General features: G+C 68.5%; 23 protein-coding genes. 12 read left to right on the forward strand and 11 right to left on the reverse strand.

The annotated features are described in order from the left end of the window. The first annotated feature begins 224 nt into the window (after nt 1-224). Entirely contained in the window at nt 225-929 is a 705-nt protein-coding gene (locus LDO27_RS01050) for a glutathione binding-like protein (RefSeq protein WP_222205515.1), read from the forward strand. Here LDO27_RS01050 and LDO27_RS01055 read toward each other — a convergent pair. From LDO27_RS01055 to LDO27_RS01065, 3 genes are all read right to left on the reverse strand, one after another. Continuing rightward, nucleotides 926-1,813 (reverse strand): DUF72 domain-containing protein, encoded by an 888-nt coding sequence (locus LDO27_RS01055; protein WP_224039113.1) that lies wholly within the window; start codon nt 1,811-1,813, stop codon nt 926-928. The genes LDO27_RS01050 and LDO27_RS01055 overlap by 4 nt on opposite strands. A 141-nt stretch (nt 1,814-1,954) precedes the next feature. Next, nucleotides 1,955-2,608 (reverse strand): oxygen-insensitive NAD(P)H nitroreductase, encoded by a 654-nt coding sequence (gene nfsB, locus LDO27_RS01060; protein WP_224039115.1) that lies wholly within the window; start codon nt 2,606-2,608, stop codon nt 1,955-1,957. A gap of 70 nt (nt 2,609-2,678) precedes the next feature. Then, complete coding sequence (locus LDO27_RS01065) at nt 2,679-3,872, reverse strand: major royal jelly family protein (protein WP_224039117.1); 1,194 nt, start codon at nt 3,870-3,872, stop codon at nt 2,679-2,681. A gap of 100 nt (nt 3,873-3,972) precedes the next feature. Here LDO27_RS01065 and LDO27_RS01070 point away from each other — a divergent pair, with 100 nt between their 5' ends. Together LDO27_RS01070 and pip are read left to right on the forward strand one after the other, a co-directional pair. Next, nucleotides 3,973-4,896: a LysR family transcriptional regulator gene (locus LDO27_RS01070; protein ID WP_224039119.1), complete on the forward strand. Its 924-nt coding sequence runs from the start codon at nt 3,973-3,975 to the stop codon at nt 4,894-4,896. 92 nt (nt 4,897-4,988) lie between these two features. Further along, a complete protein-coding gene (gene pip / locus LDO27_RS01075) occupies nt 4,989-5,948 on the forward strand; it encodes a prolyl aminopeptidase (RefSeq protein ID WP_224039120.1) in 960 nt (319 codons plus the stop codon). Nucleotides 5,949-5,972: 24 nt separating this feature from the next. Here the strand turns inward: pip and LDO27_RS01080 are convergent, their stop codons facing one another. The 4 genes from LDO27_RS01080 to LDO27_RS01095 form a co-directional block, all read right to left on the reverse strand. Further along, nucleotides 5,973-6,935: a Bug family tripartite tricarboxylate transporter substrate binding protein gene (locus LDO27_RS01080; RefSeq protein ID WP_224039122.1), complete on the reverse strand. Its 963-nt coding sequence runs from the start codon at nt 6,933-6,935 to the stop codon at nt 5,973-5,975. Between the two features lie 92 nt (nt 6,936-7,027). After that, entirely contained in the window at nt 7,028-8,269 is a 1,242-nt protein-coding gene (locus LDO27_RS01085) for a CaiB/BaiF CoA transferase family protein (RefSeq protein WP_224039124.1), read from the reverse strand. Between the two features lie 121 nt (nt 8,270-8,390). After that, complete coding sequence (locus tag LDO27_RS01090) at nt 8,391-9,530, reverse strand: FAS1-like dehydratase domain-containing protein (protein WP_222205538.1); 1,140 nt, start codon at nt 9,528-9,530, stop codon at nt 8,391-8,393. 26 nt (nt 9,531-9,556) lie between these two features. Further along, a complete protein-coding gene (locus LDO27_RS01095; RefSeq protein ID WP_224039126.1) occupies nt 9,557-11,125 on the reverse strand; it encodes an acyl-CoA synthetase in 1,569 nt (522 codons plus the stop codon). A gap of 195 nt (nt 11,126-11,320) precedes the next feature. On the opposite strand from LDO27_RS01095, the gene LDO27_RS01100 reads away from it, so the two are divergent. The 3 genes from LDO27_RS01100 to LDO27_RS01110 all read left to right on the forward strand — a co-directional run bounded on the left by LDO27_RS01100 (nt 11,321) and on the right by LDO27_RS01110 (nt 13,349). After that, entirely contained in the window at nt 11,321-12,121 is an 801-nt protein-coding gene (locus tag LDO27_RS01100; protein ID WP_224039128.1) for an IclR family transcriptional regulator, read from the forward strand. Between the two features lie 95 nt (nt 12,122-12,216). Then, nucleotides 12,217-12,822: a chromate transporter gene (locus LDO27_RS01105; protein ID WP_222205547.1), complete on the forward strand. Its 606-nt coding sequence runs from the start codon at nt 12,217-12,219 to the stop codon at nt 12,820-12,822. Then, nucleotides 12,819-13,349, forward strand: a complete 531-nt coding sequence (locus LDO27_RS01110; RefSeq protein WP_222205550.1) for a chromate transporter — start codon at nt 12,819-12,821, stop codon at nt 13,347-13,349. Before LDO27_RS01105 ends, LDO27_RS01110 begins: the two co-directional genes overlap by 4 nt. 25 nt (nt 13,350-13,374) lie before the next feature. On the opposite strand, the gene LDO27_RS01115 is transcribed toward LDO27_RS01110, so the two are convergent. Further along, entirely contained in the window at nt 13,375-14,199 is an 825-nt protein-coding gene (locus LDO27_RS01115; protein WP_224039130.1) for a TauD/TfdA dioxygenase family protein, read from the reverse strand. Between the two features lie 114 nt (nt 14,200-14,313). Between LDO27_RS01115 and LDO27_RS01125 the strand changes: the two genes are divergently transcribed. From LDO27_RS01125 to LDO27_RS01140, 4 genes are all read left to right on the forward strand, one after another. Further along, complete coding sequence (locus tag LDO27_RS01125) at nt 14,314-15,213, forward strand: LysR family transcriptional regulator (RefSeq protein ID WP_290368785.1); 900 nt, start codon at nt 14,314-14,316, stop codon at nt 15,211-15,213. A gap of 154 nt (nt 15,214-15,367) precedes the next feature. Next, nucleotides 15,368-16,360, forward strand: a complete 993-nt coding sequence (locus tag LDO27_RS01130) for a Bug family tripartite tricarboxylate transporter substrate binding protein (protein ID WP_224039131.1) — start codon at nt 15,368-15,370, stop codon at nt 16,358-16,360. A gap of 10 nt (nt 16,361-16,370) precedes the next feature. Continuing rightward, nucleotides 16,371-17,096 (forward strand): SDR family oxidoreductase, encoded by a 726-nt coding sequence (locus LDO27_RS01135; protein ID WP_233472553.1) that lies wholly within the window; start codon nt 16,371-16,373, stop codon nt 17,094-17,096. Between the two features lie 447 nt (nt 17,097-17,543). Next, nucleotides 17,544-18,632 carry a porin gene (locus LDO27_RS01140; protein ID WP_224039133.1) on the forward strand — a complete coding sequence of 363 codons (1,089 nt, stop codon included), beginning with the start codon at nt 17,544-17,546 and terminating at the stop codon, nt 18,630-18,632. 64 nt (nt 18,633-18,696) lie between these two features. Here LDO27_RS01140 and LDO27_RS01145 read toward each other — a convergent pair whose 3' ends face one another. Continuing rightward, nucleotides 18,697-19,377, reverse strand: a complete 681-nt coding sequence (locus LDO27_RS01145; RefSeq protein ID WP_322790798.1) for a TetR/AcrR family transcriptional regulator — start codon at nt 19,375-19,377, stop codon at nt 18,697-18,699. Nucleotides 19,378-19,604: 227 nt separating this feature from the next. Here LDO27_RS01145 and LDO27_RS01150 point away from each other — a divergent pair, with 227 nt between their 5' ends. Both LDO27_RS01150 and LDO27_RS01155 read left to right on the forward strand, forming a co-directional pair. Further along, the gene (locus LDO27_RS01150; RefSeq protein ID WP_224039135.1) at nt 19,605-20,231 is read left to right on the forward strand and encodes an NAD(P)H-dependent oxidoreductase; all 627 of its coding nucleotides are present in this window, start codon (nt 19,605-19,607) and stop codon (nt 20,229-20,231) included. A 127-nt stretch (nt 20,232-20,358) separates the two neighbouring features. Further along, complete coding sequence (locus LDO27_RS01155) at nt 20,359-20,829, forward strand: hypothetical protein (RefSeq protein WP_224039137.1); 471 nt, start codon at nt 20,359-20,361, stop codon at nt 20,827-20,829. 14 nt (nt 20,830-20,843) lie between these two features. Here the strand turns inward: LDO27_RS01155 and LDO27_RS01160 are convergent, their stop codons facing one another. Continuing rightward, nucleotides 20,844-21,350 (reverse strand): GNAT family N-acetyltransferase, encoded by a 507-nt coding sequence (locus LDO27_RS01160; protein WP_224039138.1) that lies wholly within the window; start codon nt 21,348-21,350, stop codon nt 20,844-20,846. A 223-nt stretch (nt 21,351-21,573) separates the two neighbouring features. Then, nucleotides 21,574-23,169, reverse strand: a complete 1,596-nt coding sequence (locus tag LDO27_RS01165; RefSeq protein ID WP_224039140.1) for a phospholipase D family protein — start codon at nt 23,167-23,169, stop codon at nt 21,574-21,576. Nucleotides 23,170-23,237 lie beyond the last annotated feature (68 nt).

Here is a 23,237-nt window from a genome sequence, read left to right on the forward strand (position 1 = left end):
GGCTCTCGGGGGGAAACGATGTCGCCCTGCAAAGGTCGTACCCGCCGCAAAGCCGGCTGCCCGTCCGGGTTTGCCGTCGTGCCCGTCGCGCATCGCGGCGGGAATTGCACCCCGGTGGCAATCTTTACCGGCACCGGGCCCATGCCGATGTGGACCGGAGGCGGGGACGGTACTATTGCGCTTTCCCTTCACGCGGCCGAGCCGCCGCCCCATTCCCTCACGCCATGACCGATCTGTCCCGCTTCCCGATCACCCGCAAATGGCCGGCCGCGCATCCTGACCGGCTGCAGCTCTATTCGCTGCCCACGCCCAATGGCGTGAAGGCTTCCATCATGCTGGAGGAGATCGGCTTGCCCTACGAGCCGCACCTGGTGCGCTTCGATGCCAACGACCAGCTGTCTGCGGAATTCCTGTCGCTCAATCCGAACAACAAGATCCCGGCGATGCTGGACCCGGACGGCCCCGGCGGCGCGCCCCTGGCCCTGTTCGAATCGGGCGCCATCCTGCTGTACCTGGCCGAGAAGACCGGCAAGCTGCTGCCCCGCGACCCGGCGGCGCGCTACGAGACGATCCAGTGGGTGATGTTCCAGATGGGCGGGATCGGGCCGATGTTCGGACAGCTCGGTTTCTTCCACAAGTTCGCCGGCAAGGAATACGAGGACAAGCGCCCGCGCGACCGCTATGTCGCCGAATCGCGGCGCCTGCTCGGCGTGCTGGAGACGCGCCTGGCGGGGCGCGACTGGATCATGGGAGACGAATACACGATCGCCGATATCGCGATTTTCCCGTGGGTGCGCAACCTCGTCGGCTTCTACGAGGCCGGCGAACTGGTCCAGTTCGATGCTTTCCCGAACGTGCAGCGCGTGCTGGCGAACTTCGTGGCGCGCCCCGCGGTCGCGCGCGGTCTGGAAATTCCGAAGCGGGACTAGGCGGCGCTCTCCGTCCGCCGCGGGGTTAGCCGCCGGATCAGCCGCTGCGCGTCGAAGGGCGCCTTGACCTTCATGTCGTTGTCGAAATAGCAATAGACGTCGCGGCGCGCCTTCGTCGGCCGGACCGGCGAAATGCGCTTGGCATCCGGCGGTTCGCCGCCGGCCGCCCACGCCGCGATGCGCTCGGCCCAGCGATCCAGCGCCGGGTCCGCATAGGCGCCGCCATAGAGCGTCTCGCTACCGTGCAGCCGCATGTAGATGAAGTCGGCCGTCACGTCTTCCGCATAGGGCCAGTCGGCGATCGCGTCGGACACCACGAAGCCGACGCGGTGCTTTCGCAGCAGGGCCGGAAAGTCGGGCGTGCAGAAGCTCGCATGCCGTATTTCCACGGCGTGCCTGAGCTTGCGTTTGCGCATGGGACCGAACCAGGGCGTCTTGACGCGGCCATCGTGCTGCTTCGCCAGCGCGATCGCCTCGTCGGTATTGCGCGGCAGCAGGGCGAGAAACCGCTCCATGCGCTCGGGCTTGAAGGAGAAGTTCGGCGGAAACTGCCACAGGAATGGCCCGAGCTTCTCGCGCAGGCACAGCACGCCCGAGGCGAAGAAGTTCGATATCGCGGGCCGCGCGGTCTCGTCGCGAAAGCGCAGCATATGCGTGAGGTAGCGCGGCCCCTTGACGCTGAAGACGAAGTCTTCCGGCGTGCTGTCGTACCAGGCGCGGTAGCTCTGCACCGTCTGCAGCGAATAGTGCGAGCCGTTGATCTCGATGGTTTCGACGGCGCGCGACGCGAACTCCAGCTCGCGCCTTTGCGCCAGCCCCTTCGGATAGAACACGCCGCGCCAGCCTTCGTAGCGCCAGCCCGAGATGCCAATGCGGATCGTCATGGTGGTGGGCACGGTGCCGTGCGGGCGCGTACGTGCGACAGCTACGCCCGCCGGTCACCTTCCATTGCTCGTCTTGCCGGCTCCATGCAAATCACATGCCCGTGGCGCCGCATTCGAGCGCCCGGCGGCACGACCGCCGGATCAGATGAACGTGAACAGCTGGTCGTGGGGCAGGCGCGACTTCGGCAGCCGCGCATTGAAGTCATCCTCGCCGCGATAGCCCAGCGCCGCCAGCACGACACTGGTGTAGCCGCGCTCGCGCAAGCCCAGCGCCTGGTCGAGTGCGCGTGGATCGAAGCCCTCCATTGGCGTGGCATCCACGCCGAGCACCGCGGCGCCCATCAGCAGGCCGCCCAGTGCCAGATAGACCTGCTTCTCCATCCATTGCTGGACATCGCGCCGCTCGTAGCGGTGCAAATCCACATATAGCCGCCGGCTGCTGTCCTGTCCGGCCTTGGCGCCGTCGAGCTGGAAACGGCCGTCGCGCTCCTCTTGCGCAAGGACGTTCCGCAGATGGGCCTCGTCCATGTCGATGCGCATGGCCAGCGCGACGACGTGCGAGGCGTTGAGGACCTTGCCCCGGTTATAGGCATAGCTGCCCTGCGTGGCTTCCGCGATGCGCGCGCGCCCTTCCGGGGTCGACGCCACCACGTAATGCCATGGCTGGGAATTGACGGAGGAAGGGCTGTTGCGCAGGACGGCGAGCAATTGGTCGACCGTGGCCTGGGGCAGGGTGCGGTCCGGCGCGAACGCCTTGACGGTATGGCGGGTTTGGGTGGCTTCGGTGAGGTTCATGGCAAAGACCTTGGATTGCGTGATGGCTGGCTTGGATTGGAAGGGTGAGCGGGCCTGGGCCCGCATGGGTTCAGTGCGTGGGAGCGGGGGCGGCGTCGATGCGCACGCGCAGCAGGCTGTAAGGCTTGCGGCGCTCGTCCTTGCCGCCGTGGAAGCCCGGCTGGCGGTGCAGCTGGTTGGCGGTGAAGTACAGGTAGCCGTCGGGGCCGATCGACAGCGTGTCGGGCCACAGCATGCGCGGGTCGTGGGCGATGGTTTGCCACTGGCCGTCGGCGGTGCGCTTGCGGATCGCGTTGTGCTCGTAGTCGCTGGCATAGACGGCGCCATTGGCATCGGCCTCCAGCCCGTCGGACGCGCCTTTCTCGCCCAGGTCGCGCACCGCGGCGGCGAGGTCCGCCTCGCTGACAGCGGGGTCGCGCAGCAGGCGGGTCGGCACCGCGTACAGATGGCGGCTCGACAGCGGCGAGAAGTACAGCGTCGCGCCATCGGGCGACAAGGCGATGCCGTCGGAGGCCACGGTGAACGGGCTGGTGGTGCCATCGGCGTTGCGGCCAGCCAGCGGCCGCCCTTCCACCACCGGCACGAAGTCGGGGTCCGCCGAGGTGGAACGGTGCCCGGTCAGGCGCCGCATGGCGTTGCCGCTGTCCAGATCCATCACGATCAGGCCGCCGACCCCGCTCAGCGACGAGTCCGTGACATAGGCCACGCCTGCCTTGCCTACCCGGAAGTCGAAGCGCATGTCGTTGACGTAGGTCTGAGGCCGCATCACGTTGGCCGGAAAGACGAGCGTCTTCTCGATGCGGTCGGTCTTCAGGTCGATGGCGACCAGCTTGGCGCCGCCTGGCAGCGGCGGGCCGAACTTGGGTGCGGCGGTGTCGAGCACCCACAGCCGGCCGCGTCCGTCCGCAACCACGCTTTGCACGCTGATGAACTGCGTCGCGGCGCGGCTCGCATCCTCGCGGTTGACGGCCGCATCGGGGAAGGCCACGACGCGCCCGTTGCGCAGCTCGCCCACGGTAAAGGGCACGTCGTCGCCCCAGCGGGGAAAGTTGACGAAGATGCGGCCGCCCTCGCTCACGGTCACGCCGGTGGGCATGGCGTCGCGAAACGTCGCCACGGTTTCCAGCGCGCCGTAGGCCTGTTCGGCTGGCAGATGGGCGAGGCTGGCGGCGGCAGAAGCGGGCGCCGCGCCGGCCTGGCCGGCCACGGCGAGGGCGGCGGCCAGCAGGGCAGTGCGCAGGGCGGGGGTGAAGGTTTGCGTCATCGCGGTCTCGGATAGGTAGGAACGTGAAACGGATGATCCACTTCCCATCTCTATCGAAAAAGCGGCAAAATCCGGCAGCACTTTCACTCCGGGAATGAAAATGATCCGACTGGACGATCTGGCGCTGTTTCTGCGCACCGCCGCACTGGGCAGCTTTTCGAACGCGGCCAGGGAGGCGGGACTGCTGCCCGGCCAGGTGAGCGCCGCCATCCAGCGGCTGGAGCGCGAACTGGAGATCCGGCTGTTCGTCCGCACCACGCGCAGCCTGCGGCTGACGGCCGAAGGCGAGCAATACCTGCCCTACGCCAGCGAGGCGCTGGCGATGCTGGAGGAAGGGCGGGGGCAGTGGAAGGGCAAGCCGGACGAACTGAGCGGCATGCTGCGCATCTCGGCGCCGTCCGACCTGGGCCGCAACGTGCTGCTGCCGTGGATCACCGATTTCCGCGAGGCGCATCCGCGCCTGAGCCTGCGGCTGTTCCTGTCCGACCGCGTCGCCGACGTATTCCGCGAGGCGGTGGACATCGCCATCCGCTATGGCGTGTCCGAGGAGGCGAACTACGTCGCGCTGCCGCTGGCGCCGGCCAACCGGCGTGTCCTCGCGGCATCGCCCGCGTACCTGGAGCGGCATGGCCGGCCGCGCTCGCTCGACGACCTTGCCCGCCATCGTTGCGTGCTGTACGCGCTCGGCGGCCGCGTGTACGACAACTGGGTCTTTCCCGCCGAGCGCCAGCGGCGGCTCGTGAAGGTCTCCGGGCCGATGTTCTGCGACGATGCCGATGTCGCGCGGCGTTGGGCCATCGATGGCCGCGGCATCGTCTACAAGTCGTGGCTGGACCTGTGCGACGACGTGCGGGCCGGACGGCTGGAGGTGCTGCTGCCGGACCAGCCCGGCGAAGCCGCGCCGCTGAACCTGGTGTGCCCGCACCGCAAGCAGTTCTTGCCCGCCATCCGGCAGCTGCAAGGCGTGCTCAGGGCGCGCTGCGAGTCGCTGACCGCGACCTTGTCTGCGCTCGCCGCCGGGTGACCCCCCGGAGGGTGGGCGCTACACTGCGGTCTCGTCCCATCCCGCCGGGCCCCGACCCTCGGACCCCGGAAAAATTTCGGACCCAAGCCCCCATGTCCCAGTTGCGCTCGCTCTATCCGCCCATCGAACCCTATGCCAGCGGCACGCTGGACGTCGGCGACGGCCACGTCGTCTACTACGAGCGCGTGGGCACGCCGGGAGCCAAGCCCGCGGTGTTCCTGCATGGCGGGCCCGGCGGCGGCATTGCGGCGGACCACCGCCGCCTGTTCGACCCGGCGCGCTACGACGTGCTGCTGTTCGACCAGCGCGGCTGCGGCCGCTCCACGCCGCACGCCGGACTGGAGGCCAACACCACCTGGCACCTGGTGGCCGACATCGAGCGCCTGCGCGAGCTGGCCGGCGCGAAAAGCTGGCTGGTGTTCGGCGGCTCGTGGGGCTCGACGCTCGCGCTGGCCTATGCGCAGCGGCATCCCGAGCGCGTCAGCGAACTGGTGCTGCGCGGCATCTATACGGTGTCCCAGGCCGAGCTGGACTGGTACTACCAGTACGGCGTGTCCGAGATGTTCCCCGAGAAGTGGGAACGCTTCCAGGCGCCGGTTCCCGAGGCCGAGCGCGGCAACATGATGGCCGCCTATCGCAAACTGCTGACCGGCGACGACGAGGCCGTGCAACTGGAAGCCGCGCGCGCCTGGAGCGTGTGGGAAGGCGAGACCATCACGCTGCTGCCCGATCCGGCCAACAGCGCGAAGCACGCCGATCCGCATTTCGCGCTGGCATTCGCGCGGCTGGAGAACCACTACTTCACGCACCGCTGCTGGCTGGAGGAAGGGCAACTGCTGCGCGACGCTCCGCGCCTTGCCGGCATCCCCGGTGTGATCGTGCATGGCCGCTACGACATGCCGTGCCCCGTGCGCTACGCGCATGCGCTGCATCGCGCCTGGCCCGACGCGGATTTCCATCTGGTCGAGGGGGCCGGACACGCGTGGACCGAGCCCGGCATCCTGCATCGGCTGATCGAAGCCACGGATCGCTTCGCACAGGGGGCGCGATAGCACGGCGGGGGCCGGGGGCGCGGCTCACTCCGCCTTGAGACCGACTTTTTCGATCAGCGGTCCCCATTTCTGCCGCTCGCCGCGCGCGAAATCGGCCAGTTCGGCCGGCGTGCCCCCCGCCGGCTCGTGTCCCAGTTCCAGCAGCCGCTGCCTCACCTCCGGCCGCGCCAGCACCTTTGCCAGCTCGGCGTTGATCTTCCCAGCCACGGCGGGCGGCGTGCCCTTCGGGGCGTAGATCGCGTTCCATGCGACCACCTGGAAGCCGTCCACCCCCTGGGCGGCGATCGGCTTGACGCCAGCCAGCAGCGCGGTGGGCTTGAGGGACGTCACCCCCAGCGCCTTCACCTTGCCGCTGGCGATGAACGCGCGCGAGGCGCTGACCGTGTCGATGGCCAGGGCGACCTGCCCGCCTATCAGGTCCGTCATCGACGTGCCCGACCCCTTGTACGGGATCGCCCGGATACTGTTCACGCCCTGCTGCCTGAGCAGTTCGAACACCAGCCGGGCCGTGGTGCTCGGCAGGCCGACGTTGACGGTGTCGGGCTTGGCCTTGGCGGCGTCCTGCAGGTCGGCGAGACTGGCATAGGGCGAGGACGGATGACTGAGCACCACCATCGGGAACGTGCTGACCAGCATCACCGGGTCAAAGTCCTTGTCGGGGTCGAACGGCATGCCGTTGTACATGTACTGGTTCAGCGCGTGCGTGCCGTTCGTGCCCATCAGCAGCGTGTAGCCATCCGGTGCGGCGCGCGCGACCTCCGCCGCGCCGATATTGCCGCCCGCCCCCGGCCGGTTCTCCACCACGAAGCTCTGGCCCATCGCGCGGGTCAGGTAGTCGGCCAGGTAGCGCGTCGCGACGTCGGTTCCCTGGCCGGCCTGATAGGGCACGATGATCTTTACGGGCCTGGTTGGGTAGGGCGGCGTGGCAAGCGCAGGCGCGGCCAATATCGTGGCGGCCATCACGCCCGCCAGGGTCAGGGTTTTCATGCGTGTCTCCTGCTGTCTTGTCGAGCCTGTGCCGCGTCGTGGCGGTGCAGGGCAATGCAAAGCAAAGCAAAGCGGTAGGGTGCGCCGTGCCGTCACCGGCCGGTATCGCGTCGCGCCGGCAGCACGCCGCCTGCGCGCAGGTCGGCGATGTGCTCTTCATCGAAACCCGCTTCCCGCAGCACCTCGTCGGTGTGCTGCGCGTAGGCGGGGGGCGCGCGCGAGGCCTCCCCCGGCGTGCGCGACAGCCGGGTCGGCAGCCCCAAGCCGCGGTAATCGTCGCGCCCCACCAGCATGGCGCGATGATCGACGTGGGCCTGCTGGAAGGCCTGCGGCACGGTGTTGACCGGCCCGGCCGGCACGCCTAGTTGCATCAGCTCGCGACACAGCGCGTTGCGCGACAGCGGCGCCAGTGCGCTTTCGATCCTGACGCGCAGCGCGTCGCGGTGCCGCAGGCGCTGGCTGTTGGTACAGAAGCGTTCGTCGTCGCTGAGCCCGTCCAGGCCGACGTGCTCGCAGAAGCGGCGAAACTGCCGGTCGTTGACGATGCCGAGAAAGATCGCGCCGTCGCCGCAGGCGAACTTGTCGTAGGGTGCGATGTTGGGATGCGCGCTCCCCAGCAGCCCCGGCGTGCTCTCGGACTCCATCCAGTTGGCGGCGTGCGGTACCAGCAAGCTGAGAGCGGTGTCGAACAGCGTCGCCTCTACGCGCTGCCCCTGTCCCGAGCGCTCGCGGTGGCACAGCGCAAGCAGGATGCCGGTCAGCGCGGTGTAGCCGGTCAGATGATCGACGATGGGCACGCCGACCCGCGTGGGTCCGGACGCGGGGTCGCCGTTGATGCTCATCAGCCCGCACATCGCCTGCAGTACGGCGTCGTAGCCCGGCAGGCCGCCCAACGGGCCGTCCGCCCCGAAACCGGTGATCGCGCAGTAGATCAGCCGCGGAAAGCGCTGGCTGAGGACCGTCTCGTAGTCCATGCCCCAGCGCGCCATGGTGCCGGGCACGAAGTTCTCGACCAGAACGTCGGCACCTTCCAGCAGCCTCAGCATTGCGTCCTGCCCGGCAGGCGCGGAAAGATCCAGCGCGATGGCGCGCTTGCCGCGATTGACGGCGGTGAAATACGCCGCGTCGCCGTCGGCATTGAACGGCGGACCGAGGGTACGGGTTTCGTCGCCGGCTGGGGCTTCCACCTTGATCACATCGGCGCCGTGGTCCGCCAGCATCTGCGTGCACAGCGGCCCGGCCAGCACGCGGGACAGGTCGAGCACGCGGATGCCCGCGAGGGTGCCGGAAGGAGCGGCCGTGGCCGCCGTTTGGTACGTGGAACGATGCGACATCGTCGGACCCCCCGAAAGGTTTGACCGTGCGACGGCAGCAGCCGCCAGCGCGTTGCGTGGCGCGGCCAGCCGCGGCGAGGATGGTGGGCGCCATGGCCCGCCGCCCTGCGTCCGTGGAGCCTCAGCGCCGCGAGGGCAACTCGACCACGCCGGTCCCCAGTACCGACAGTTCGTCGTCCTGATTGCGCGCTTCCTGCTCGATCTCCACGAGATACCGCCCGTTTTCGACGTACTTGCGCTTGACCTTGCCGCGGATGAACAGCATGTCCCCTTCCGGGTTGTGCCGGCGGATCTTGCAGTACGACTTGCGCAGGAAGCCGTCGTCCCCCATCCAGTTGGTCAGATGGTGGGTCAGCCAGGAATTGCGCTCGGGGCCGTAGTCGTAGGCGCCGGGCGCGCCGACCTCCAGCGCGAAGTCCTCCTCCCAGTGCACCCGCTCGGGCACGTCCGGAATGCCGAAACGGTTGGTGATGCCCACGCCCGGATGCGCGTCGATCAGCTTCCACGCCAGCTTGTTGGCGCGAATGTAGAGACCGCCCCAACCCTGTGCGAAGGCGATGAAGCCGGTCACCGTCATCGGGCCCTTGAACATGATGGGCAGTTCGTCCCCCTCGTTGACGTCCTCCCAATACCGCGGTTCGGCGCCGCGCACCTCCTCGTTGGCATAAAGCCGGCACGCTTCGGCGATCTCCTCCGGCGCGTAGCGGCGCGGCGCGCGGGCGCGCACCTCCTTGTACTTGCTGCCTTGCTCGCGCGCGTGATCGCGCTCGGTGCGGAAGCACCAGCTGTCGGCCTCGGCTACCTTGTCGCCGTGCTGGTTGAAGAAGTCGACGTGATAGATCTGCTGTACCGCGCGGCCCGCGAAGCGGGTCTCGTGTTCGATCAGGTCCTTGAGATACGCCTCGGTCGAGATGGTGTCGTTGCGGCGCACCGCCTTGTGCCAGCTCCAGTCTGCGCCGGACCACATCGCATGCACCCCGGGCAGTCCGCCCACGTAGCCCGAGACGATGCGGCTGGTGGAGAACAGGAAGCTGGGCAGCGCCAGAATGCCGCCGTGCCGGGTCTTGGCGGCGTAGTCGGGATCGCACCAGAGCGGATTGTCGTCGCCGATGCCATGCGCGTAGTGCCGGATGTTGTCGCGCGTCGCCTCGTAGCACCACGGCTCGGCGGTGGCGCCGATCTTGGCGCCGATGCGTTCGCGCAATTCATCGAGCCCGCGCTCGCTGATCTTGGGAAAGGTTCGTTCGGTTGTGGTCGGCATGGTCATGGTGTCTCCTCTGTCTTCTGTCATTGCACGGCGGCGGCCGCGGTCTGTTGGTGGATGTCCTGTTCCCTCAGCTTCTTGCGGTGAATCTTTCCGGCTGGCGTCTTGGGCAGCTCGCGCACGAACTCGACGTGGCGGGGGTATTCGTGCTGGCTCAGCCGCGTGCGGACGGCGTCCTGGATTTCCTGCGCGAACGCCTCGTCGCCATCGCGCTCGGCCACGACGAAGGCCTTGACGACCTGCCCCCGCAGTGCGTCGGGGACGCCGATTGCCGCGGCCTCGCGCACATCGGGATGCTTCAGGATGGCGTCCTCGATCTCCACCGCGCTCATGGTCCAGCCTGCGGAGATGATCACGTCGTCGGCGCGCCCGCCGTGCCAGAAATAGCCGTCCTCGTCGACGCGGCCCAGGTCCTTGGTGGCGACCCAGGCGCCGCGCCGCCACAGCCTTAGTTCACCGGTCACGCCGGGCGGGCAGGTGGCCCCGCTGGCGTCGTGCACCTCCACCCGCACGCCGGGTACCGGCTTGCCGAGCGAACCTGGCTTGACGGGAAAGTCGTGGGCGCCGGGATAGTTGACGAGGCAGACGCCGATCTCGGTGGTGCCGTACATGCTGCAGACGGGCCGGCCGAAGGTGGCTTCGACGAACTCCGCGGTCTCGCTGTCGATCGGCTCGCCCGTGAAGGACAGCTTGTCGAGGCCGTAACGGTAGCGGCCCGCCGCGCCGCAGGTGCGCATCATCCGGTAGTGGGTCGCCGCGGCCGACAGGTTGTTGAAGCCATGATCCTGCAGCGCCTGCAGCAGGCGTTCGGCATTGAACTTGCCCGCATACGCGCCGATGGTCACGCCCAGCGCCAGTGGCGCTAGCGTGCCGTGCCACAGCCCGTGGCCCCAGGCTGGCGACGACGGGCACATGAAGCGGTCGCCGGGCCGCACGCCAGTGCCGTAGAGCGCCGCGGTCATCAGCGTCACCAGCGCGCGGTGCGTGTGCCGCACTGCGTCCGGCAGCTCGCGCGTGGTCCCCGAGGTGTACTGGAAGATCGCCAGGTCGTCGGCGCGCGTGCGCGCGTCGAAGGTGGAGGGAAAGGACGCCAGCGCCTGCATCAGCGCCGCATCGCCGATCACCACCTGCAACTCCGGGTCGCCGGCGGCCAGCGGGGCTTTCTCGGTATTGGTTACCAGCATGCGGGGGCGACAGTCCTGCATGCGCAGGCGGATGCCATCGGGTCCGAACAGCGTGAACAGCGGCACCGCGATCGCGCCCATCTTCATGGCGCCGAACATCGCGACGTAGAACTCGCGCGAAGGCTCCAGCATGACCGCCACGCGGTCCCCCGGCTGCACGCCACGCGACACCAGGTAGTGCGCGAAGCGGGACGAGTCCGCCGACAGCTCGCGAAATCCCAGCGTTTGCTCGCTCCCGACCGCGCGCACCAGGATCACGGCGGTACGGTCCTGCGCCGCATGCCGGTCGAGGCATTCGTGCGCGATGTTCATGCGTTCGCGGTCGCCATCGAAGAGCTCCCACAGCTTGTCCGCATGGCAGTGGCGCTGCGCATCGGCGTAGGAGGTGTAGTCGGTCAGCTTCGTCATCGGATCGGGCCTCATGGTTGCGCAGCACGTGCAGACCACTATGGTCGGTGGATGTCGAATTGTCAAATACGTTTGTGAATTGTATATGTACAATCACGGCGCAATTGACGCGGTGGGATCGCGCGGCGAATTCCCCGGCCGCCGGTTCACCCGCGGCATGTATGCTTGTCCCTGTACAAACGAGGAGAGAATCCGATGAGCCTGTCGACCCGGGGGGAAGGGGCCGCCACGGACGGCCCGCGTGTGCGCGCGGTGCCAGCGGTGACGCGCGCGGTGGCGATCCTGCGGTTGCTTGGACGCGCGCCCGCGCCGATGACGCTGAAGGCGATCGCGCAGGAGCTCGACATGGTGACCAGCACCTGTCTGCATATCCTGCGGGCGCTGGTGGAAGAGGGTCTGGTCAAGGTCGACGGCGGCAGCAAGCGCTACAGCCTGGGCGTCGGCCTGGTCAGCCTGGCCAGAAGCGTGCTCGCCAGCAGCCCGTTTCCGGCGCTGGTGCAGCCGGTGCTCGACCGGCTGTCCGGCACCTGGAACGTGACGGCCATCGGCGTGGAAGTCGCCGGCCCGGACCATATGGTCGTGCTGGCCCTGTCGCGCTCCAACGCGCCGTTCCGCCTGCATGTCGATGTCGGAAGCCGCTTCCCGGCTCTGATCAGCGCGACCGGACGACTGGTGGCCGCCTTCGGCGAACTGCCGGAAAAGGAAATCGAGCGCCGCTTCAAGGCGCTGCGCTGGGACGAGCCGCCAGATATCGAGGCGTGGCGCAAGGACGTGGAAGCGGTTCGCCGCAAGGGCTTCAGCATCGATCGCGGCAACTACATCGGCGGCGTGGTGCTGATCGCCGTGCCGGTGTTCGACGCGCAGAGCCGCATGACGCATTCGCTGGTGGCGGCCGGCGTGGCCGACCAGCTCGGCGGGACCAAGAGCCAGTCGCTAGCCAAGGACTTGCTGGCGGAGGCGCAGGCGTTGTCGCAGTCGATGGCTGCGCGCGGCTGAGGGCAGCCAGACGCGGTTCCTGCGCTAGTATTCGGGGCGGCGTGCATGCGTAATCGTTCCGCCGCCGCGCCCGCCTCACGTTCCCGCCGCCCTTCATGCCCGCCTCCGTCCCGCCCGACCATCCGCCATCGATCCCCGGCCCCAGGGAGCTGTTCCTCGAATTCGCCCGCATGGGACTGACCGGCTTCGGCGGCGTGCTGCCGTTCGTGCGGCGTGCCGTCGTGGAGCGCAACCGCTGGCTCGGCGATCGCGAGTTCGTCGAGTTGCTGAGCGTCGGACAGGTACTGCCGGGCCCCAACGTCGTCAACCTGGCCTTGATGCTCGGCATGCGTTTCGCGGGACTGCGCGGCGCGCTCGCCGCCTTCGCGGGCCTGGTGCTGGTGCCGATGACCGGCGTGCTGCTGCTGATGCTGCTGTACGAGCACTACCGCGACGTCGCCGCGGTGCAGCGCATGCTGACCGGCATGAGCGCGGTGGCGGCCGGACTGATCCTGGCGACCGCCATCCGGCTGGGGCAATCGCAGCCGCGCACTGCCCGCAACCTGCTGCTCGCGGCGGCGGCCTTTGTCGCGATCGGGCTGCTGCGCTGGCCGCTGGTGCCGGTGATGCTGGTCCTCGTGCCGCTGGGCATCGGCCTCGAGTGGTACGGCGAGCGGGCTGCGCGCGTGGCGAAAGACCGGGCGGGGGAGCCTCGCGCATGAACGGCCCCAACGTGCTCGGCACCCTCTTTACGCACTTCCTGCTGCTGTCCGTGCTGGCCATCGGCGGCACGGCCACGACGCTGCCCGACATGCACCGGCTGCTGGTGGAAACGCACGGCTGGATGACCGATGCGCAGTTCCTGTCGATGTACGCGATCTCGCAGGCGGCACCGGGTCCCAATATCCTCTTCGTGGCGCTGTTCGGCTGGCAGGTCGCGGGCGCCGCGGGCGCCGTGGTCGCCATGCTGGGCATCTGCGGTCCGTCCAGCGTGATCGCGCTCAGCTTCGAATACTTCAGCAGCCGCAAGCCCGAGGCCCGCTGGCCGGGACGGATCCGGCGCGGCCTCGCTGCCGTGACCATCGGCCTGCTGTTTTCGTCGGGCTGGGTGCTGGCCGCCGGCACGGACCACCGCTGGACCGCGGGCGCGCTGACGTTGCTCACGGTGGTGCTGATGCTCAAGACCCGCATCCATCCGTTCGTGCTGGTGGCGATCGGGGCGGCAGCGGGGCTGGCGGGGCTGGTGTAGCGCTGCGTGCGGCGAGGCCGTCGTCTTATCGCGGCACGGCGCCCTGGATCGTGATCCGGTGCATCTCGCGGCGAAAGCCGGGATAGTCATTGATGGCGTAATGCATGGTGCAGCGGTTATCCCAGAAGGCGATGGAGCCCTTCTGCCAGCGGAAGCGGCACGTGTTTTCCGGCTTCGCGCTGTGCTCGTACAGGAAGTTGAGCAGGGGAAGGCTTTCCTCCCGCGTCATGCCCTCGAAGGCATAGGTGAACGGACGGTTCACGAACAGGCATTTGCGCTCGGTTTCCTCGTGGGTGCGGACCACCGGGTGCACCACGTGGCTGACGCCCACGGTCTCGAGCAGCTTGGTCGAGCGCGTGGCATTGCGCGCCTGCGTATTGCCGGTCAGGAACTCGTTGGTATGCACGGCGCGCAGTGTCGCCAGCTGCCGTTTCATCGCGTCGGACAGCGTGTCGTAGGCGCGATAGAGATTGCACCACAGGGTGTCGCCGCCCACGGGCGGCACCTCGCGGGCGTAGAGGATGGATCCCAGCGGCGGCGTCGGCTGGTACGTCTCGTCGGTGTGCCAGGTGTCCCCGATGATGTCCGAGTCCGTGGGTTCCTTGACCACGGGCATGATCTCCGGGTGCGAGTCCAGCGTCTTGTAGACGGGACTGGAGCTGATCGCGCCGAACTGCCGGGCGAAGGCGATGTGCTCCTCCTTGCTCAGTGCCTGGTCGCGGAAGAAGATCACGCAGTTGTCCAGCAGGCAGCGGCGCACGTCCGCGAGAACCGCGGCGGACAGCGGCTTCGATACGTCGATGCCGAGAATCTCCGCGCCGATGGTGCCGGTCAGTTTTCGGATTTCCATGACGTCTCCTCTTTGTTGTCAGCGGATGTCCAGTAGGGCGAGGCCAGTATAGTTATCGGGAAATGGTCGAGTCCAATATACTTTTTGGCACGGATTCATAGCCGGGACAGAACAATGATCGACGTGAGGAGACTGCGCTATTTCGTGGCGGTTGCGGAGGAGCAGCACTTCAGCCGAGCGGCCGAACGACTGGGCATCAGCCAGCCGCCACTGAGCGAGCACATATCGGCGCTGGAGCGGGAACTGGGCGTGGCGCTGTTCCAGCGCACCACGCGCAGCGTTTCTCTGACCGAGGACGGACTGAACCTGTTGCCGCATGCCCGCCGCATCCTGCGCGATATCGACCGCTGCGGCGAGGTGATACGGGACGCGCGCTGGGAGCGCATGAGCACGCTGCGCATCGGCATCCTGCATGCGCATGCCTATACCTTCCTGCCGCGGCTGCTCGCCGCGTGGGCGAGGCACCGGCCGGACGTGCGGCTCACGTTGCGCGAGCACGCGACGCAGGACCAGACCACGGTACTGCTGGCGGGCGACGTCGACCTGGCCTTTGTCAGGGAACCGGTGCACGAGAACGATCTCGGCGTCACGCGGCTGTTCTCCGAACCGTACTGCATCGCGCTGCCCGAGCGCTGGACCACGGCGAAGGCAGGGCGGATCTCGGTGAGCGAACTCCAGGACTGCCGCATGATCGGCTTCCCGAGCCATCACGCCAGCGGCAGCACCCGCACGCTGTTCCGCGATTTCCTGATCAAGCACAAGGTCAAGACCGCCGACTTCCTCGAGGTGCGGACCATGCACGCCGCGTTGGCCCTGGTCGCGGGCGAGCAGGGCTTCTCGCCCGTGCCGCGGTCGCAGAGCAAGCTCGGGCTGCATGGCGTGCGCTATCTGCCCCTGGTGGAGCCGCCGCCCCAGCTTTCCGTGGGCCTGGCGCATCGCAGCCAGGGCGCCGGTGCGCTGGCGCAGGAGTTCATCGATTTCTGCGTGGAGCACTTCCAGCGGCCGGACTGGTGACAGTGCGCCCCCGGGTCTTCGATTGATAGGCGCGGCAAGGGTAATCGCGTGCTGAAACTGTATTTGTCGGCGCCCTTTGCCAATGATAAGTTGGCCTTCCGGGCGGTCCGCCGCAAGCGGGCGGCCCTCCAATACAAGATCGAGGGGAGACACCATGACAGTGAGCACGTCGATCCGGCTCGCGGCGGGATGCCTGCTGCTCGCCGCCAGCGTGGCGGCGCCGGTACAAGCCGAATCCGCGGCCGAGTGGCCGACGCGGCCCGTGACCTGGGTCGTCGGCTATGCCGCCGGCGGCACCACCGATATCGTCGCGCGGGCCATCGCCACCAAGGTTTCGCAGGAACTCGGGCAGACCGTCGTGGTGATGAACCGGCCGGGGGCCAACAGCAATATCGGCGCCCAGGCCGTCAAGCGCGTCGATGCCGATGGCTACACGTACTACGTCGGTTCCGCGGCCAATGCGATCAACCGGACGCTGTACGAGAACGCCGGCTATGACATCGTCAAGGACTTCGCGCCGGTGGCGCTGTTCGTCTCGGTGCCCAACATGCTGGTCGTCAATCCGGCGCTGCCCATCAAAAGCGTGGCGGACTACATCGCCTACGCGAAGGCGAACCCCGGCAAGCTGACCTGTGGTTCGTCCGGCACCGGGTCCAGCATCCATCTGTCGTGCGAGCTGTTCAAGATGCGCACGGGCACCAGCATCATGCATGTGCCCTTCACCGGAAGCGGACCGGCGATGGCGGCCTTGCTGGGCGGCCAGGTGGACTCGGTCTTCGACAATATGCCCACGGTAAAGCCCAACGTCGACGCCGGGAAACTGCGCGCGCTCGGCGTGACCAGCGCGAAGCGCTCCGCCTCTGCCAGGGACGTGCCCACGATTGGCGAGGAAGGGGTGCCGGACTACGCCGTCAATGCGTGGTTCGGGCTGTTCGCGCCCGCGGGCACGAACAAGGAGGTCGTGGCGAAGATGAATCGCGCGGTGAACGCCGCGCTGCGGGACGGGGAGATCCGGACTATCCTCACGCAGCGTGGCGCGGATGCGCCCGATGGCCCCAACACGCCCGCCGAATTCGGCGAGCATGTCAGGCGCGAGGTGGACAAATGGGCGACGGTCGTGAAGGCCTCCGGCGCCAAAGTCAATTGAGAGGCCCGCGATGATCCAGAAACGGACTGTGCTGGTCACCGGCGCGAGCCGAGGAATCGGCCTTGCCGTCGCCATACGGGCGAGCCGCGATGGCCACCGCGTGATCGGGTTGGCCCGTTCGGCGCCACAGCAGGCGTTCCCCGGCGATTTCTATGCCGTGGACCTCGGGGACGCCGACGCCACCGAGGCCACACTGGCGCGGATCGCCCAAGAGCACGAGGTCGACAGCGTCGTCAACAACGCGGGCCTGACGACTTCCAGCACGCTCGAGGAGACCGGGCGCGACGAACTGGACCGCATCCTCGCCATCAACCTGCGCGCACCGCTGCAGTGCGTGCAGGCATGCCTGCCGTCGATGATCCGGTCCGGGCAGGGCAGCATCGTCAACGTCGCGAGCCGCGCGGCCCTCGGCATGCCACGCCGGACCGCCTACGCGGCCGCGAAAAGCGGTCTGATCGGCTACACGCGTACCTGGGCGCTGGAACTCGGCAAGCACGGCATCACGGTCAACGCGGTGGCGCCGGGCCCGGTGCAGACCGAGCTCTACCGGAACAACAACCCGATGAGCGCGGAAGAGCGGCAGGCTCTGGAGAACCGGATCCCGCTGCGGCGGCTCGGGGAGCCCGAAGACATCGCGGGCGCCATCGCGTTCTTCCTGTCGGCGGACTCGCGCTTCGTCACGGGGCAGGTGCTGTACGCGTGCGGAGGGCTGTCCGTGGGCGCCGCGCCGCTATAGCCATCGCTCACGCACGTCCGGCCGTGTCCAGACGTGCGCGAGGCGGACGCGAGGCAGTGCCGCTTCCGGTCCCAGATCGGGGCAGCGTAAGCCTGCCATGTAAAATACGCCCCGTTTGCCGCGCCGGAACTCCCCGGCGCCTGCCCGTCCCGACCGCCCGGTAGTGCCTCGCGGATCATGAAGTGGGGCCGGGCAACCCCACACGGCCCTCGTGGCCGCTCTCAGCCGTGGCCGCAACCGGCACGGCAGGCTTGCCCGGCAACCGCGCCGGCATTCGCCGTCCCCCGGCAATACACCACTTCGCCCTCGCCCGGGCAGGGCGCGCCTGTGCGCTTTGCCCGATGACGACGCGCGCGCCTGCCCGGCCCGCGACTCACCGGCCGACGGCCTGACGAATCCGCACGCGTGCCTTCGCGCCGCGGCGGCTTCGACCCCGGAGAATCATCGATGAAGACAACAGCCAGCCTCTGGCTGCTGGCGAGCGGGCTGTTGCCCGTCCTCGCCCACGCGCAATCCCAACCTCAATCCGGCGTGACCTTGTACGGCATCGTCAGCTCCGCCGTGCGCTACACCTCCAACCTCGACGGCCGACACAACGACCAGATGGCGCTGGTATCGGGCGGCATGGTCGGCAGCCGCTTCGGCCTGAAGGGCCAGGAAGACCTGGGCGGCGGCCGGCGCGCCGTGTTTCAGCTGGAAGCCGGCATCGGCAGCGACGACGGCCGCGTCGGCTACAACGCCCTGTTCGGCCGCCAGGCGTACATGGGCCTCGAAGGCGAGTGGGGCAGCCTCACGCTCGGGCGGCAGTACAACGCGCTGAACAATATCGGGTGGAGCTTCAATCCGCTGAGCCAGGGCTGGGGCAACTTCTGGTCCGATCCCATCTACCTCGGCGGCGATATCTTCTTCCAGGACTATCGCGTCGACAACAGCGTGGTCTACAAGCGCACGATGGGGCCGGTGTCGATCCAGCTCGATTACGGTGCCGGCGAGCGGCCGGGCAGCATGGCCCGCGGCACCACCCTGGGCGGCGGCGTGATGTACCAGCGCGACGGCCTCGCGATGGGCGTGGCCTACGACCAGCGCAAGGACGCGGACGGGGGCAATACCACGCGCAACTACTCGGCTGGGGGCTCGTACGCATGGGGCAAGGCGACGGCCTATGTCGGCCACATGGGCCGCCGCGAATCGGCCACCGGGGCGCGCTTCGCGATCGCCTTCGCGGGCCTCGGCTACCAGCTCACGCCGGCGCTGCACCTGTCGGGCGCTTACTACCGCTATTGGCAGCGCGGCAACGTGACCACGCAATTCGAAGACGTACCCGCGCTGCTCGGCGCGGGCGACGCCGACAGCATTGCACTGGTGGCGGACTACGCGCTGTCGAAGCGCACCGTCCTGTATGTGGAGGCCGATGTGGTCCACGCGCGCGACGGCGCGGTTGGGCGGGAAACCGAATACTGGGCTGGCACGCCCGCCACCGGCGTCGAGGAATCGACGCGAGTGGGCGTGATGGTCGGGATGCGGCACCACTTCTGAGCGGGCAGGGCCATGGGCGCGCCTGAGCCCCGTGCCCGCGGTCCGGTGCCTTTGTCCGTGCACGTCATCGCACGGTGCGCGTCGCTCGCTTGTGCGGGGCTGGGGGCGTGGCGCGTTCGCCAGTGCCGCCCCCGGCAGTCTTTCGCGCTGGTTTGCTCGCCGAAGGCTTTGCCGCGGTGGTCTTCGCACTGCGCGCGACCATGGCGAGGATGGTGTCCAGCAGCTCGGCGCGCGCCTCGGACTCGGTGATGTCGCCGACGGCCGCCGCTGCGGACAGCGTCTCGGCGGCGCCGAGCATTGCCCATAGCGCCGGCGCGGCGATCGTGCCGGGCGTGCAGAAGGGCGCCAGCACCTTGCGGCAGTCCTCCATGAAGGCCAGTTCGCATTCCCGCTTGACCTTCTCCAGCTCCGGCGTGCTCGTCAAGGCGGCGATCACACCCGAAATCTCCCGGCCCTGGGCCAGCACGCACTCGACATAGGACGACGCGATGACCGCGGCCCGGCTGTCCAGCGTCGGCTCGCTGGCGCGCAGCGCTTCGTCCATCAGTGCGGTCTGGCGCGCGGCGAATTCCTGGTACAGCTCGGCGAGCAGGCCGGGCCGCGTCGTGAAATGGTCGTAGACCACCGGCTTGGTGACGCCGGCCTCCTCGGCCAGCCGGCCCAGCGTCAGGGCGTCGCTGCCGACCTCGCGCACCAGGCGCCACGATACGTCGAGAAGCTGGCGGTGCCGCTCCGCCCACGACATGCGGCGACGCGGCTGCGTATCGGAGGCGACGCCGCCGCTGCGCGCGGCATCCTTCGCGCTCGCGGTCGCCCTCGTTCTTTGCGCCGTTCCATCCTTTCCAGCGACTCTCGAATCCGATCTTGACATGGCAATATACCAAAAGTAACCTACTAAACGTATAGCAGTAGCTACCTTCAGTATATTGGCTGCTGTCCCCATCGGCAATCCACGCAAATGGAGTCAAGCTCATGCATGCCCTGATCGTCGTCGCGCATCCCGAGCGCAAATCGTTGTCCCACAGCATCGCCCGGCACGTTGCCGAGGGCCTGTCCGCCGTCGGCGCCGGCCACACCTTCGAGATCGCGGATCTCGTCGCGGAAGGTTTCGATCCCACTTTCCGCGAGGCAGACCTCGCCGTCCATCGCACCAAGGCAGCGCCGCCGGCCGACGTCGCCGCCGAGCAGGCGCGGATCGAGCGGGCCGATGCGCTGGTGCTCGTCTATCCCGTCTACTGGTGGTCGATGCCGGCCGTGCTGAAAGGATGGATCGACCGTGTCTTCTCCAATGGCTGGGCGTTCGACTTCAGTGCGGACACGCCCCTCGTCAAGAAGCTGCGGGGACGCCAGGTGCACCTCGTGGCCATCGCGGGCGCGGACTCGCCGACCTACGCCCGGCACGGCTACGCCACGGCAATGAAAACGCAGATCGAGCACGGGATCTTCGACTACTGCGGCGCCAGCGTCGCCAGCGCCGAGTTGATGGTCAACTCCGAATCGGAGGACCCGGCCGGCCATCTGGATACCGCGCGGAAGCTCGGGCGCGGGCTCTTCGCCGGCGCGGCGCGCGAAGCGGCCAAGGTCGCCGGCGTCGCCTGATTGCGAGGGCGGGCCGCATCCGCTTTGGCATCCCGGCGGGGCAAACTGTCTTTACAATATGCCGCAGCCCCATGCGCCACCGCTCCCGGCCGGTGCATGGCGGTCCGTCCCCACCATCGGCATCGACATGAACCTGCCTTTCCCCATTCGCCAGGAGTGCCCGCCCGGCGCCTGCGTATGCGGGCGGGAGCAGCTATTGGCGGACCCGGGCAGCGATATCCGCGTCCTGCGGCTGACCCGGGAAGAGGAAAAGAAGCTGATCGCCCGGCTCGACAGCGTGGCCACGCTGGCCGAACTGGAGCACATGCAGCAGCGGATGATGGCGCTGCTGGGCATCTCGGTCAGCATCCGCCCCAGCATTCACGGCGTGCGCACCGTGCGCGGCTTCAATATCGACATCGCGCAGCAGCCGGGCCTGTGCCGCAAGACGCGGCAGGCCATCCCCGCGGCGATCCGGCGCTGCCTGGACCGGCATCCGGAGATCGCCTATGCGATCCTGGATGCGCAGGGCCTGCTGGGGATGGAAATGGACCTGGACCTGGACCTGCACGAGGCGCCGGCCGGGCCCGGCGACGATGCCCCGAGCCCACCGGCCTGAGGCCGCGCTCGGCGCTAGGCCGACACCTCGAACGACGGGTGGTAGGCGACCGTGCCCGCCGGCAGGCGCCCTTGGAACAGCAGCGCCATGAAGTACGCCGGGGGCACGCCCGGCAAAGTCAGGCCCGGTTCCTGCCGAAAGCCGAAGCGGCCGTAGTAGCCGGGCTCTCCCAACACCACGCAACCGCCCGCGCCGCCTGTCCGCAACGCCGACAACGCCTCCCGCACCAGCCGCCCGCCGATTCCCGCGCGCTGGCGTCGGGGCGCGACGCAGAGCGGTCCCAGTCCGAACCACGCCCCGGTCCCGTCCGAAATCGTGATGGGGGAAACCGCCACATGCCCGACGATGCCACCGTTCTCCTGCGCCACCAGCGACACCGTCAGCGCACCGGCGCGGCGCAGTGCGGCGACGATCGCCTGCTCGGTGCCGCTCGCGTGCTCGGCGGCGCTGAAGGCCACGCGGGTGACGGCGTCGATGGCGGCGGCGTCTTCCGGCGTTTCGGGGCGGATCGAGACTGACATGTGGAATGCCCTCCTAGCGGGCCAGCATCAGAGGGACCGCCGCTACCACGTCCTCGCGCATGGCCTTGAGCGGTACCCGTTTGGGGTGGAAAAGGTATTGCATCGCGACGCCCTGACGCCATTGCGCAATGCGCCCGGGAGGAGCAAACGCGCACCGAGGGCGATGGGCAGTACTTCGCCTGCCATCGACCGATGCCCGTCGCCGCAGGGTGAAGGCACCGCGTTACAGAAACCCGTCGATCGGCAGCAGCGACAGGAACCAGATGCCGAAGCGTGCGAGCCAGCCCAGGTTCGGTTCGGTATCGTGGCGGATGACCTCGGTGCCGCGCCGCTCCAGCCAGTACAGCTTGCCGGACTCCGACAGGCGAACTTCGTAGGCATTCTGCGGAATCCGGGTGAGAAAGGCGGACTCGATGCGGGCGGCCAGCACCGGGCTTTCGATGACGAAGCCCAGTTCGGTATTGAGGTTGGCCGAGCGCGGATCGAAGTTCAGCGAGCCGACGAACACGCGCCTGGCGTCCACGGCAAAGGTCTTGGCATGGAGGCTGGAGCCGGAACTGCCGAACGGCCCGGCACGCTCTTCCTTCTGCGGGCGCTTGCCGTCGGTCGCAGCGCCGCCGTCGGCGATGGCCCGCCGCAGCTCGAACAGCTGCACGCCCGACTCCAGCAGTTCATGGCGCCATTTGGCGTAGCCGGCATGGACCGCCTTGACGTCGGTCGCCTCGGCCGCGTTGGTCAGCACGCGCACCGCGACGCCGCTGCGGGCCAGATCGCCGAACGCCTGGGTGCCGGCTGCCGTGGGCACGAAGTACGGCGATACCAGATCCAGTTCGCGGGTGGGGATGCCGACGATCTCCTGCAGCTGCGCGCCAATCAGCGAGCTCTTGGGCGCGACGCCGAGCACCTTGCCGGGATCGTCGCTGACGATGCGCGTGGGCGCCCATTCGAACGACAGGTCGCCCGCCAGCAGTTTGCGCACGGCCGGCATGTCGCGCACCGCGGCCATATAGGCCGCGGCGGCGGGGTCGCGCTCGACGCTGGCAGCCTTGTTCGACAGCTCCTGCAGCCGCTCTTCGCTGACGGGCAGCACGATGCGGTCCACCGGATAGGCGCTGGCGCTGGACCAGTAGCGGTCGAAGTCCTGTTCCACGTCGGCGGCGATGGGGCCGACGGCCAGCACGTCCAGATCGGAAAACAGCACGCCGTCGGTCGCGCCGAAATACTCGTCGCCCACATTGCGCCCGCCCACGATGGTCATCTGCGCGTCGGCGGTAAACGACTTGTTGTGCATGCGCCGGTTCAGCCGGCGGAACTCGGTCAGGAAGCCCAGATACTTTGGCGAGCGGATGACGAAGGGGTTGAACAGCCGTACCTCGATATCGGGATGGGCATCGAGCGCGGCGAGGATATCGTCCATGCCCGAAATGCCGTTGTCGTCCAGCAGCAGGCGCACGCGCACGCCCCGGTCGGCCGCCTCGTGCAGGGCTTCGAGCAGCAGCGTGCCCGTCAGGTCGTTGCGCCAGATGTAGTACTGCACGTCCAGCGTGCGCTGCGCCAGGTGCGCCGCGTGCATCCGCGCGGCGAACGCTTCGCGCGCATCGCTCAGCGAGTGGATGCCCGATTGGCCGGGATGCGCCTCGAGCTCCGTCGCGAGCGCGCGGCCCAGGTCGGTGTCGCGCGACTCCGCCGGCGTCAGGGCATGGGAGACGGTGCGCTCGCCCAGCGGCGGCAGGGCGCAGCCGGCCATCAGCAGCACGGCGAAGGCGGGCAGGCCGAGGGCGCGTAGGCGGGCGGCAAGGCGAACGAGCGCGGTAGGCATGGCGGCAGGGGCGATCTGAGCGCGGAAAGGCACGCGGCCGGTGGCGCCATGGTGCCACGGTCGCCGCG

This window comes from Cupriavidus respiraculi, from assembly GCF_914271545.1.
Classification (GTDB): Bacteria; Pseudomonadota; Gammaproteobacteria; order Burkholderiales; family Burkholderiaceae; genus Cupriavidus; species Cupriavidus respiraculi.

Coding starts and splice junctions, on each gene's coding strand:
- LDO27_RS01155 (WP_224039137.1), top strand. CDS start 20,359: ATGAACCTGCCTTTCCCCATTCGCCAGGAGTGCCCGCCCGGCGCCTGC.
- LDO27_RS01115 (WP_224039130.1), bottom strand. CDS start 14,199: ATGGAAATCCGAAAACTGACCGGCACCATCGGCGCGGAGATTCTCGGC.
- LDO27_RS01135 (WP_233472553.1), top strand. CDS start 16,371: ATGATCCAGAAACGGACTGTGCTGGTCACCGGCGCGAGCCGAGGAATC.
- LDO27_RS01065 (WP_224039117.1), bottom strand. CDS start 3,872: ATGACGCAAACCTTCACCCCCGCCCTGCGCACTGCCCTGCTGGCCGCC.
- LDO27_RS01160 (WP_224039138.1), bottom strand. CDS start 21,350: ATGTCAGTCTCGATCCGCCCCGAAACGCCGGAAGACGCCGCCGCCATC.
- LDO27_RS01110 (WP_222205550.1), top strand. CDS start 12,819: ATGAACGGCCCCAACGTGCTCGGCACCCTCTTTACGCACTTCCTGCTG.
- LDO27_RS01100 (WP_224039128.1), top strand. CDS start 11,321: ATGAGCCTGTCGACCCGGGGGGAAGGGGCCGCCACGGACGGCCCGCGT.
- LDO27_RS01150 (WP_224039135.1), top strand. CDS start 19,605: ATGCATGCCCTGATCGTCGTCGCGCATCCCGAGCGCAAATCGTTGTCC.
- LDO27_RS01080 (WP_224039122.1), bottom strand. CDS start 6,935: ATGAAAACCCTGACCCTGGCGGGCGTGATGGCCGCCACGATATTGGCC.
- LDO27_RS01090 (WP_222205538.1), bottom strand. CDS start 9,530: ATGCCGACCACAACCGAACGAACCTTTCCCAAGATCAGCGAGCGCGGG.
- LDO27_RS01105 (WP_222205547.1), top strand. CDS start 12,217: ATGCCCGCCTCCGTCCCGCCCGACCATCCGCCATCGATCCCCGGCCCC.
- LDO27_RS01095 (WP_224039126.1), bottom strand. CDS start 11,125: ATGACGAAGCTGACCGACTACACCTCCTACGCCGATGCGCAGCGCCAC.
- pip (WP_224039120.1), top strand. CDS start 4,989: ATGTCCCAGTTGCGCTCGCTCTATCCGCCCATCGAACCCTATGCCAGC.
- LDO27_RS01125 (WP_290368785.1), top strand. CDS start 14,314: ATGATCGACGTGAGGAGACTGCGCTATTTCGTGGCGGTTGCGGAGGAG.
- LDO27_RS01050 (WP_222205515.1), top strand. CDS start 225: ATGACCGATCTGTCCCGCTTCCCGATCACCCGCAAATGGCCGGCCGCG.
- LDO27_RS01165 (WP_224039140.1), bottom strand. CDS start 23,169: ATGCCTACCGCGCTCGTTCGCCTTGCCGCCCGCCTACGCGCCCTCGGC.
- LDO27_RS01070 (WP_224039119.1), top strand. CDS start 3,973: ATGATCCGACTGGACGATCTGGCGCTGTTTCTGCGCACCGCCGCACTG.
- LDO27_RS01145 (WP_322790798.1), bottom strand. CDS start 19,377: ATGTCGTGGGCGGAGCGGCACCGCCAGCTTCTCGACGTATCGTGGCGC.
- LDO27_RS01130 (WP_224039131.1), top strand. CDS start 15,368: ATGACAGTGAGCACGTCGATCCGGCTCGCGGCGGGATGCCTGCTGCTC.
- LDO27_RS01140 (WP_224039133.1), top strand. CDS start 17,544: ATGAAGACAACAGCCAGCCTCTGGCTGCTGGCGAGCGGGCTGTTGCCC.
- LDO27_RS01055 (WP_224039113.1), bottom strand. CDS start 1,813: ATGACGATCCGCATTGGCATCTCGGGCTGGCGCTACGAAGGCTGGCGC.
- LDO27_RS01085 (WP_224039124.1), bottom strand. CDS start 8,269: ATGTCGCATCGTTCCACGTACCAAACGGCGGCCACGGCCGCTCCTTCC.
- nfsB (WP_224039115.1), bottom strand. CDS start 2,608: ATGAACCTCACCGAAGCCACCCAAACCCGCCATACCGTCAAGGCGTTC.